This is a genomic window from Curtobacterium sp. B18 (assembly GCF_000333375.1).
GTDB lineage: Bacteria > Actinomycetota > Actinomycetes > Actinomycetales > Microbacteriaceae > Curtobacterium.
In genome coordinates this window covers 15686-27311 of record NZ_BACZ01000044.1, presented here as the reverse complement: position 1 = coordinate 27311, position 11626 = coordinate 15686, and the positions used below count along the sequence as shown (strand labels likewise).

Genomic DNA, 11626 nt, shown 5'->3' with positions numbered 1-11626 from the left:
CGAAGGAGACGCGGCGCGATACTTGTTCACCGCCGTCATCGCAGCATTCAACGTGGGTCGCTACCTCGATGACTTGTTCGCTTCGTTCGAAGCGCAGACGTTCGACATGGGCCGTGTACAGCTGATCTTCGTCGACGATGGCTCGACGGACGACACGCTCCGCCGACTCCGCGCGTGGGAAGCAAGCCGCGGTGACGACGTGACCGTCATCACACAGGAGAACCAGTGGGTGGCTGCAGCGCGCAACGCGGGGCTGCAGCGGGCGAGAGGTGATTGGGTAACGTTCATCGACCCCGACGATGCCCTCGATCCGGGCTACTTCGCGGAGGTCGCCAAGTTCGTCGACGTTCATGGATCACATCCGGGCCTCGCGCTCCTCGCCGCTCACCAGATGCGGCTTCTGCCGGACGGGCGACTTGTGGACAACCACCCACACCGTGCGAAGTTCGGGTCGGGGTCAAGGATCGTCAACCTCGCCGTGGAACCCATCTTCCAGTTGAGCGTGAATTCCGCGTTCTTCCGTCGCGAGATCCTCGTGGAGCGCGCGCTGGAATTCGACGGTCGCGTTCGTCCGCACTTCGAGGACGGTCACCTGATCGGTCGGTACCTGCTTTCATCGAACACGCATCTCCTTGGCCTTATGGCCTCTGCGAAGTACCATTACCGGACTCGGGAGGATGATTCGTCACTCCTCGGGTCGAGCTTCACCGACGAGGGCAAGTACACCAGTATCCTCCGTTACGGATACCTCGACCTCCTCGAACGGGCGCAAAGCATGGGTCCCGTGCCCCGCTGGCTCGAGAACACCGTGCTCTACGAGCTGTTCTGGATGTTCAAGGCGCAGCTTGCGATCCATTCGCTGAGCGCCTCGGCGCCTACGCACGTGTTCCCCGAGTTCCACCGTCTTGTCGGTGAGATCCTGTCGCTCATCGCCCCGGACGCGATCCGGAGCTTCGACTTCATCGGTGTGCAGTACGCGATTCGCATGGCACTGCTCCACGGGTACGACGGCGTGCAACCGTTCCGCTCGTCGTACGTTCGGTTCACCGAGGTTGACGAGGTGCACCAGCAGGTCAAGCTCGAGTACTGGTTCACGGGCGAACTCCCGATCGAGGAGATCGTGGTCGATGACCAAGCCCGTCGCCCAGAGCATGAAACCGTCCAAGACTTCTCTTTCTACGGGCGCACCGTGATGCGCAAGAGGCTCCTGTGGGTCGCCCGCGGCCGCCAAGTTCAGATTCGGCTCGACGGAGTTCTTCGTTCCATCGGTCGCTGGGAGCAGCAGCCGACGAGCGAGGGGTTGACACCAGCGATCGTGAACCAGGTCGTTCAGGACCAGCGGCGCCGTGTCCGAGAGCGTTACGCGCCTACCGACGTTTCGTATCCGCGCTATCTCCGGCGGAGTCTGGGCGCTTGGTGGCGCAAGCGGAAGTGGTCGAAGTGGAAGGCCGACAACTGGCTGATGGCGTGTTCGTTGCGTCTGCCATGGGTCCGCCGGCGTTTCGCCCATGCTTGGGCGCTGATGGACAAGAACGACCATGCGAACGACAACGCGGAACACCTCTACCGATACCTCGCACGGGAACAGCCTGAAGTCAACGCATGGTTCATCCTCGAGCGCACGAGCCCCGCTTGGTCACGCTTGCAAGCAGAGGGCTTCCGTTTGGTGGAGCACGGCTCTCGCCGCTGGAAGCAACTTCTGCTGAGTGCCGATCACTTTGCGTCATCGCACGCCGATTACTACGTCACCCATCCCATCGACCGGCGGCGGTACGGGCAGCCGCGGTACTTCTTCACATTCCTGCAACACGGGGTCATCCAGGACGATCTCTCCCGTTGGCTGAACGGCAAGGATCCTCACCTCTTCGTGACGACGACGGAGCCTGAGTACGCGTCCATCGCTGGTCCAGGGCCCTACAAGTTCTCGGACAAGGAAACGAAGTTGACGGGACTCCCGCGTCACGACGAATTGCTGCGGAAGCGGCAAGCGGCTTCACAGAGTGAACGCATCGTCATCATTCCGACGTGGCGTCAGTACCTCGTCGGAGACCGAGTCGGAGGGGCGAACGAGCGTGCACGGATCGAGAACTTCGGCACAACCGAATACGCGCTTCGATACTCCTCCCTCGTGAACTCGGATCTCCTCAACCAGATTGCCACCGCGAGCGGGAAGCGGATCGCCTTGATGCCGCATCCACACATGCGCCCCTACCTGCACGAGTTCGGGCTTCCCAGCAGCGTCGAGGTGCTGGACTTCGGGGTGGACGACATCCAGGAAGTCCTGGCCAGTGCCGCGTTCGTCATCACGGACTATTCGTCGATCGCCTTCGACGCGGCCTTCGTCGACATTCCTCTTGCCTACTATCAGTTCGACAAGGCGGAGTTCTGGGGAGGCAAGAATCCGCGGCGCGAAGGCTACTTCGATTACGGACAGGACGGCTTCGGACCCGTGGTTGCGGACGAGGCCGCGTTGCTCGACGTCGTTCGCCGCAGCGCTGAACGGGGCTTCGTGTCAGAGGAGCTGTTCGCGGACCGGGCTGCAAGTGCCTTCGGGACAACCCGTGACGGCGGATCGAGTCAGCGTGTGTATCAGGCCATGAGAGCCCTGGAGAGCTCTGCTCTTCAGTGAATCTGACGGTCCGCCAATTCGTGCATGCGAGCGATGCTCTTGTCGAGCGCGGGTCCGTGGGCTTTGAAGTCGAATTCCCAGGGGGAGTGGAAAGCAGCGACGGAGAAGTCGTCACCGTGCTGGACCTGGGCGCGGGACCAGTAGTAGTGGAGTTCGTCGGAGAGAGCGGTCGCGTACAGGAACTCGTTCCTCGCCGTGTATGAGTCGTGCGAGAGTACGAGAACCCCATCGAGTCGCGGTGCGAACATCATCGAGAACATGCCGGATCCGGCGAACCCCGCGACGACGGCTGCGTTACCGAACGTGTTTGCCTGTTCGATGAAGGGCAGAGTCTCAGGGTATACGATCTCGAATCCGCGTTGAGCGAAGTGCGACTCGACCTCATCGAGGTTGAGGCATGCACGATTCGTGGGGGCATTTTTTCGAGAAACGAAGATTCGCCGCTTCGTCTCCTGAGGTGTCACCATGTTGACTCGAAGCCGTTCCCAGGTCTTCTTGACCAGCGGATGGAAATGGTAGCGGGTGAGATTCTGCCAGAGGTATGAACTCCAGACGTACTGCTGCACCTCAACATCGTCGTGTACCCACTCGATGTCATCGTCAGTGATGCCGTAGGCTTTGAAGATGGCTCTCTCGACTGTGGGTGAATAATCAGCGTGGGGGATCCGGTAGATCGCTCGCAGATCGGGATCTGCCTTCTTGGCTTGATCCCATCCCCACAGCTTGCTCACTGTCTCGGTGAGGATGTGGCCGAAGTGCCCGCTCATGGTCGAACTCAGGTCGTAGAACGATCCGTTGAGCCGTCGCCCAGGCGCGTGGTCTCGTACCCGGCCAAATTCTTGATTGAAGCTGTCGAGCTGAGGATTTGAGACGCTTCGCGCGCGAGCGTGCCTGAAAGACGATGGCAACACCGTGTCGTTGATCAGCGCGAGGCCGTCTCGACGCATCGTGATTCCGCCCGAAACTTTGCGGACGAATGAGTGGTGGTAATTCCAACGTTGTGGTGGGAGGCGGCGCTCGTCACCGTGTTCAACGACTGTCGTCGAGCCCTCGAACTTGCCGCCGTGGCGCGTCTCGATCAGCGCCAATCGCGCGAGGGGCAGTCGCGCCGGTATGACCTTGTTTGCGTTCTCGTCCTTGACCTTGAAGACGTGCTGACATCTCTTGGTCAACGCGATGGCGCCGTGGAGTTCGGCGACACTATCCACCGATCTCGACAGTTCTTCGAAGTCACGCGCCGATCGGTTCTCGCCGCCAAGGAAGTCCGAGTCGTTCCACCACTCGGACGATGACCCGTGCTCGGTCAGGTAGAGACCGTTCCGACGGACGTGGTAGAACAACCACTGCCACCGCAAGGATCGTTCCTTGTCCGTTCGAGATCGGACGTCGACGATCGCACCGACGCTTCCGAGCATCATCACCGCCGCGGTCTCGTCCTCGAGTGATTCGGCGAGAACGGACCTCAGTCCGGGTCGTTCCGCTTCTGACGGTCCGATGACGACAACGGACGGGAACTCGTGGACAAGCCACGGGATGGCCGGGTGTTCAGTGTCGTCCGTGACGAACGCCAGCCTGCCATGTATGCCCGCAAGCGACTTGGACATCGCCTTGGCGACCTTCCGCCAATCAGTTGCAGTGATCGACGACCGCCCGAAGATGCCCATGCATACAGACTATGGTGCGTCCACGTCGTGCACGGTCACCGGACGGCCGGGACGTGCACCTTCGTCTCGATCATGTTGTGGTCGGACGGGATGACCGACGTTCCCGGGTTCCAGTTGTTGACGAACTCGTCGCTGCCCTGGAGCCCCTGCGTCAGGATGTAGTCGATGCGCTGACCGTCCTTGTTCGGGTCGTCTGCCTGCTTCGACGGCGGCTGGTAGTTGTTGTACGTCGTCTTCGCGGTGCCGTAGCGGTGCTGCGAGGCCGACGCGTCGTAGAAACCGGCCCGGACGAGTGTCGGCTGGGCGCCGTCGATCGCGTCCTCGGGGTAGCGGTTGTCGTTGAGGTCGCCGCCCAGGAGCACCGGGAGGCGCTTCCCGTTCGCGTTGGCCGGGTTGACGCGATCGAGCGCCGCGAGGAGCTGTGTCGAGTTCTGGCCGAGGAGCGTCTTGCGCGCCTGCGGGTAGGAGCTCGACGGGATCCCGTAGTGCGCGGCGACCACGATGAAGGTGGTGCCGCTGCCGTCACGCGACCGGAGCTTCGCCCAGGGGGTGTTCGTGTCCGGCGCAGCGGACGCCGGGTAGACCTCGTAGTCCTTGATGCCGCTGAGGACCCCGTGGTCGACGACGGTGTACTTCGAGGGGTCGTAGAGGATCCGGTTGCCCTGGTGCGAGGCGCTGACCGTCATCGGAGCACTGTCGACGAGCTGCAGGTTCGGAAGCCGGCGGTCGAGGTCCAGGTACGCCTGGGCGGAGCCGGATCCTCCGGACGGCCCGCTCGCTTCGAGGACCGTGAGCACGTCGGGGTCCTTCGCGTTGATCGTGGCGGCGATCGCCGGAGCGCGGGTCGACCAGCCCGGCGTTCCGCCGGTCTCGCACCCCGAGCACAGGACGTTGTAGCTGGCCAGGTGGACCGGGAGGTCCGTCGAGACCGGCTTGGTCGGGACGGGCCAGGCGCTGACCTGCGCTGACTTCCGGACGAAGGTCGAGTTGAAGTAGGTGTTCCGCGCCATCGCACGGACGTAGATCGGGTTGCCGTACGCCACGGACGTGAGGTCGCTGTCCGACGCCGGGAGCGTCCACGTCCGCGTGGCAGGGTCGAACGCCGACGACCACGGAATGAAGTGCGGCGCCCAACGGTCCGGCGTCCGGTTCTCGTTCGGGCCGGCGGACCACCGGACCTGGTAGTCGCTGGCGTTCGCCACCTCGGGGATGGACACCGTCACGCCGTTCTGCGCGGGCTTCGCCGTGATCGTCCCGAACGTCGCGACGGCGTTCGGTTGGAGCGTCGTGGTGACGGTCTTCGCCCAGGAGCCGGCCGTCGTCCCGTTCTTCGCAGCCACCGTGACGTAGTAGGTCGTCGCCGGCCGGAGGTTCGTCATCCAGGCCCCGACGACAGACGAGTCCCGGTAGACCGGGCTCGCGAGGTCCGATCGGGTTGACCACTTCAGGACGTAGGACGTCGCGTTCGGGACGGCCTTCCACGTCATCTTGACGCTCTTGCCGGCCCAGTCCTGTGTCGCCTTCGCGACGCCGGTGACCTGCGCGGGCTTCGTGGCTGCTTGTGTGGGTACGGCGATCGCGACCGACGCGACTGCGAGCGCGCCGACGGCGGCGACACGGACTATCCAACGTCGAGACAACTCGACCCCCTGACCTGATCTTCGCTCGACGCTAGACTGTCCCGGCTCCGGGCGGTACCCGCCGAACGGGGGACGACCAGGAGGAAGACCGGGAACATGCCTGCTCCGATGCTCTCGGTCGTCGTCCCGGCGCACGACGCTGCCCCATGGATCGGCGAACTGATCGAGAGCATCCTCGACCAACACATCGACTCGATGGAGCTGCTGGTGGTCGACGACCGGTCGGGTGACGGGACGCCCGGGATCGTGGAGTCGATCGCGGCGCGCGACAGCAGGGTCATGCTGATGCCGTCCCGCGCACCGGGGGGCGCCGCAGCCCGCAACACGGGCGTCGACGCCGCGGCAGGGGAGTACCTCGTGTTCGCCGACGCGGACGACATCGTCCCGTCGGGTGCGTACCGGGCGATGCTCGACTCACTGCAGCGTTCGGGCTCCGACATCGTGATCGGCGATCACCTCAAGTTCTCACCGACGCGGACGTGGAGCCCGACCCAGCGGTGGTACTCGTTCGATGCCGGGGTGGAACGGACGACCATCGATCGGGTACCGGGTCTGCTCGCCGGTCGCGCGTGCTGGAATCGGATGTTCCGGCGGAGCTTCTGGGACGCGGCGTCGCTGCGGTTCCCGGATGTCGGGCACGCAGACGACATCGAGCCGATGACCCGGGCGGTGCTCACGGCGTCGAGCATCGACGTCGTGCCGGACTGCATCTACCTCTACCGCGATCGGGCGGGCGGCGAGGCCGGTTCGATGTCGAACCGATCCGACGAGCGTGCCTTCCTCGAGTACCTCCGCGAGGAGACGACGTGCGCGCGACTCGTCCGGTCGAGTGCACCGGAGCTCGTGGGCCAGCAGTCGATGCTCGTGGTCGATGCGGACGGGTGGGTCCACGTCGACCGCTACTTCGCGCAGATCCCGGACGGCGAGGACGTTCCGCCCGCGGCACGCGCCGCGATCGCGACCCTCCTCGCGGAGCTCGACCCCATCGTGCTCGACGGAGCCGCCCCGGAGCGGAGGCTGCTGTTCGCGCTCCTCTGGGCTGATGAACTTCGGGCCGCCGTCGCCTTCGCGAGCGCGGCGCGCACTCGCGCGTCGGACCCGGCGGCGCTGCTCCGGCAGTGGACGGACGCCGTCGCCCTGCTCGTCGGCTCCGATCGCGTGTCCGCCCTCGATCCCCAGCGGCTCATCGTGGACGGCCTGCTCCGCGCGTACCTGCACACCGCCGACGCGGTGCCGATCTCGGAGCTCGCTGCCCTCGTCACGAGCGCCGCACGAGTCGTCACCGGGGCGGCGAGAGCGCTGGACCACTCGTCCGAGCTCATCGATGCGACCGCCTGCGCCGTGGTCGCGGGCGACGCCGAGGCCGTACGTCGCATCTCGGCCCTCCGCCGGTACGCGCCGATCGTCATCGACGAGGTCCGTCCGACCACGCGGGACCTGACCGTTCTCGGACCGTCTCCCACGCTCGAGCAGGCACCCAGCGCAGTGGTGGTCCTCCGCGGTCCGGAGTCGTCCGTGGAGATCGTGCCCCTCGAGTCGAACGACGGTCGATGGCGCGCGCAGATCGATGCCTCGGTGCTCCAGGCCGGTCGTTGGACAGCGACCGCGCGGTTCAGGATGTCGACGGTCGAGGTCGAGGTCCCGCTCGTCACTGCGCGGATGCCGATCCCGCCGCTCGACGGGACCCACCTGCTCCAGCCCCTCAGCGACCGTCGTGACGGCTGGAGGTTCCTCGTCGATCGCCGACCGGAGCCGAGCCTCGCGAGGAGGGCACGGACTGCACTCGGGCGCCTGCGCGGTTCCAGGAGCTGAGTCAGCCTCCGGTAGCATCGGCGGGTGCATCGACCGAGAGACGGGGCCGACCGAGTCCAGCGAGGACTCCGCGCGGACATCCAAGGCATCCGCGCCGTGGCGATCGCACTGGTGATCTTCTACCACCTCTGGCCGAACCGACTGCCCGGCGGCTACGTCGGTGTGGACGTCTTCTTCGTGATCTCCGGATTCCTGATCACCGGTCACATCATCAAGGCCGCCGAGCGGGAGCGCCCCGTCCCCATGCTCGTGGGCTTCTACGCCCGACGCATCCGCCGCCTCGCACCGGCCGCGGTCGTCGTGCTCGTCTTCGTCCTCGCCTTCACGCTCGTCTTCCTGCCGGTCTCCTCGTGGAGCGCGACGGGGGCCAACGTCCTCGCGGCGTCGTTGTTCTCCGAGAACTGGTTCCTCGCGGCCCAGTCGGTGAGCTACCTCGACGCCAGCTCCACTCCGACGGCGCTGCAGCACTTCTGGTCCTTGTCCGTCGAGGAGCAGTTCTACATCGTCTGGCCCCTCGTCCTGCTCACCGCGATCGCCCTCATCGGACGCCGACGTGGTACCTGGCTCGTCGCCGCGATCGCCGGCATCGGTGCGCTGAGCTTCGCATGGGGGGTGCTCCACACACGCACCGACCCGGACGTCGCGTTCTTCGACACCGCAGCGCGTGCTTGGCAGTTCGCCGTCGGAGCCCTCATCGCGTTCCTCCCCGCGCTCGCGGGTCGGACGCGTGTGTGGCTGCCGTGGGTCGGTCTGGCCGCGATCGGGATCGCGGCCGTCGTGTACGCCGACGACACACCGTTCCCCGGTGTGGCCGCCGTGCTCCCGACGCTCGGCGCTGCGGCGATGATCGCAGGCCGCGCGCCGGCTGACTCGCCGTGGTCGTTCGGGTTCCTCGCGTCGTTCGGACCGATCCGATGGCTCGGGGACGTGTCGTACTCGGCCTACCTCTGGCATTGGCCGCTCATCATCCTGCTCCCGCAGGTACTCGGGACCGACCTCACGCTCCGCCTGAAGCTCGTCGTCCTCGCCGCCACTGCGGTCCTTGCGTGGGCGTCGTACCGGTACGTCGAGACGCCGGCGCGCCGCAGCGCCGTCCTGACCCGTCGTCGTCGGCGCAGCTTCGTCGCGGGTGCGACCGCGCTCCTGGTGCTCGTCGCGGGCTGCTTCGGCACCGTCAGCGTCGCCAGCGCGAAGATGCAGGAAGAAGACGACAGGTTGCTCGCCCAGGTCACGGGCGGTGAGTCCTGCTTCGGAGCCGCGGCGCTGGACGACGCCTCGTGCAGCGACCCGTGGGGCCGCATCGATCGTGCTGCCGTGCCCGCTCCGTTGTCCGACAAACCGCTCGTCTGGAAGGACGACTGCATCGACGACATCACGGAGAACACCGAGAAGTACTGCACGTACGGCGACCGGGAAGCGTCCGAGACGATCCTCCTGTGGGGCGATTCCCACGCGGGCGCATGGTCGACGGCGTTCGACGTCGCCGGCAAGCTCGACCACGTCAAGGTGATCGTCGCCGCGCGGAACCGGTGTCCTTCCAGCATGACGGCTCCGACGGGGACGACCTACGGCGACGTCATCCCCACCCAGCAGCAGGCGTGGTGCGCCGCGCGCAACGACTGGGTCATGAACACGCTCGTCCCCAGAGCTGACCGCGTGGTCCTCGCCGACCTGTGGGCGAACTACCGCTTCGAGGGGCCCGACTCGGCGCAGGCCGACGGCTACGCGGCGCTGATCGACGGCGTGCGCCGAGCGGACAAGAGCGTGACGATGGTGCAACACGTGCCGCTGACCGGCCAGACCCTCGAGGACAAGGTCATCGGGCCGGCCTGTCTCGCGGCGGGCCGATCGTGCACGAACGACGTCACGCATGCGCTTCCGGCCTCCACGTCACTCCCGCAGCGGCTCCTCGTCGCAGACGGGTACGGCGACGAGGTTCGGTGGGTTCCCGTCGAGTCCGAGTTCTGCCACGACGGCCGGTGCTACTCGGCGATCGGTGGAGTGTCCGTCTACTTCGACGGCTCACACCTCTCGAACGCGTACAGCGCTTCGTTGGGCCCGTGGCTCGCGAAAGCGCTCGACCGGACGAGGTCGCTCAGCGTCGTCGAATGACCGTCCGTGATGATCGGAGCGACCCGAGCGTGAGGGAGAATCGACCCGTGCGTCGTCCTCGATTCCTCATGGCTTCCCTGGCCGTGGTGATCGCCGCATTCGCGGTCCCCGTCCTCACCGTCGAACCGACCGCACCCCAGGCTGCTGAAGTGGTGCCGAGGCAGGATGTCCGGGTGGCGGTGGTCGGCGACTCGCTGAGCGCGGGGCGATCCGGGTTCCTCGGCAACGGACTCGACGACGAGAGCTGGATGACCTACGCGAAGGGTGACGGCATCGCCTTCGCAGGTGGATGGGCTCGTGCCGGGGCCACACCCGACGAGATGGCCGCGGCCGTCGAGCCGATCGAGAACGTGGACGTGCTCGTCATCCTCGCCGGCACGAACGCGGTCCGGACCGGCCGGACGTTCGCCGACGAACGCCCGGCCTACGAACGGATCGTCGACACGATCGGAGCGAGGCAGGTCATCGTGGCGGGCCTCCCGCCGTACCGCTGGAAGCCGACCGAGGCGGTCGAGTACTCGCGGGCACTGCAGCAGTTCGTCGTCCAGGAGGGATGGCGGTGGGCCGACCCGTGGACCTTCGCGAGGTCGGGATCGAGTTGGGCGAACGGCGTGAGCACCGACGGGACGCACCCGGCCGACGCCGCCGAGTACCGACGTCTCGGTCTCGCCTTCCGGAGCATCATCCTCTCCGTGGTGGCCGCCTCGCCGTCGTGATCGTGCCCGCTGGTCGTGCGTCCTGGGCAGTGTCCGCAGATCGATAGCATGAGGCATGCTCTCGATGACGGCTCGCACGGACGACCTCGCGGACCGGCAGAGCCGACCGGACCGGTCGGTCGCGGTCGACCTCGTCCGTGTCGTCGGTGTCATCGCCATCGTGGCTGGTCACACCTGGGACCAGCGCCACTTCGCCCAAGCAGGCCTGTACACCTGGCACGTTCCGGTGTTCTTCGTCCTGACCGGGTACCTGTGGAAGTCCGGTCGCACGACACGTGACGAACTCGGTCGGCGGGCTCGGACCCTGCTCGTGCCGTACCTCAGCTGGCTCGTCCTCGTGACCGTGATCTGGGCGGCGTTCCGGGCAGCCGTCGGTGATCCCGCGGACACGAAGACGCTCTCCCTCCTCCCGCTCGGCGGCGACTGGATCTCGCGCCCGTACTCGGCTTTCTGGTTCGTGACCTGTCTCTTCGTCGCTGCCGTCCTGATGCGGTGGCTCGAACGACTGCACCCGTTCCTGCCCTGGTTCGCGGCGGGGATCGGGATCGCGTGGTGCATCGGGGACCGGTACCCCATCGCGCACATCCCGGAGTCCGCAGGGATGGCGTTGCCGGCGCTCGCGTTCATGCTGGTGGGCATGGCGTTGCGCCGTCACCGTGACTCGATCGAGCATCCCCTGCTCGTGGGGGTCGTGCTCTTCGTACCGTCGTGGTGGCTGGGCTGGTCGGGAGCGCTCGACACCCTCAACATGAAGGCCGGCAACCTCGGCACGCCGGTCCTGAGCGTGTTGATGGCCGCAGCGATCTCGTGCGGCATGCTCCTCGTCGTCGAGGGCCTGGAACGCTTCATCCCCGCCTGGGGGCGCAATGTCGTCTTCGCCGTCGCAGCGTGCGCGATCCCGATGATCCTGACCCACACACTCTCGTTGGCCATCACGGAGCGGCTCGGTCTTCCCTCGTCGAAGTGGACGTTCCTGATCGCCTACTTCGCGCCGCTCCTGGTCGCGCTGGTTCTCCGCCTCAGCCCGGCGAGACGCCTGCTCTTCTGAGCGGA

The 11626-nt window shown here is 66.1% G+C and carries 7 protein-coding genes; 5 read left to right on the top strand and 2 right to left on the bottom strand.

What is annotated here, in order from left to right; genetic code table 11:
- The first annotated feature begins 22 nt into the window (after positions 1-22).
- On the top strand, positions 23-2629 hold the full coding sequence (locus I5E_RS01235; RefSeq protein ID WP_187290438.1) for a bifunctional glycosyltransferase/CDP-glycerol:glycerophosphate glycerophosphotransferase: 2607 nt from the start codon (positions 23-25) through the stop codon (positions 2627-2629).
- Here the strand turns inward: I5E_RS01235 and I5E_RS01230 are convergent.
- Both I5E_RS01230 and I5E_RS01225 read right to left on the bottom strand, forming a co-directional pair.
- A complete protein-coding gene (locus I5E_RS01230) occupies positions 2623-4293 on the bottom strand; it encodes a glycosyltransferase family 61 protein (RefSeq protein WP_022905395.1) in 1671 nt (556 codons plus the stop codon). The two genes, I5E_RS01235 and I5E_RS01230, sit on opposite strands and share 7 nt — an antisense overlap.
- A gap of 35 nt (positions 4294-4328) precedes the next feature.
- A complete protein-coding gene (locus I5E_RS01225) occupies positions 4329-5933 on the bottom strand; it encodes an endonuclease/exonuclease/phosphatase family protein (protein WP_022905394.1) in 1605 nt (534 codons plus the stop codon).
- Between the two features lie 96 nt (positions 5934-6029).
- On the opposite strand from I5E_RS01225, the gene I5E_RS01220 reads away from it, so the two are divergent.
- From I5E_RS01220 to I5E_RS20875, 4 genes are all read left to right on the top strand, one after another.
- Positions 6030-7745, top strand: a complete 1716-nt coding sequence (locus I5E_RS01220; protein ID WP_083857817.1) for a glycosyltransferase family 2 protein — start codon at positions 6030-6032, stop codon at positions 7743-7745.
- A gap of 24 nt (positions 7746-7769) precedes the next feature.
- On the top strand, positions 7770-9857 hold the full coding sequence (locus I5E_RS01215) for an acyltransferase family protein (protein WP_042723453.1): 2088 nt from the start codon (positions 7770-7772) through the stop codon (positions 9855-9857).
- Positions 9858-9904: 47 nt separating this feature from the next.
- A complete protein-coding gene (locus I5E_RS22420; RefSeq protein ID WP_187290437.1) occupies positions 9905-10573 on the top strand; it encodes an SGNH/GDSL hydrolase family protein in 669 nt (222 codons plus the stop codon).
- A gap of 64 nt (positions 10574-10637) precedes the next feature.
- Positions 10638-11621 carry an acyltransferase family protein gene (locus I5E_RS20875; RefSeq protein WP_187290436.1) on the top strand — a complete coding sequence of 328 codons (984 nt, stop codon included), beginning with the start codon at positions 10638-10640 and terminating at the stop codon, positions 11619-11621.
- The last annotated feature ends 5 nt before the right edge of the window (positions 11622-11626 follow it).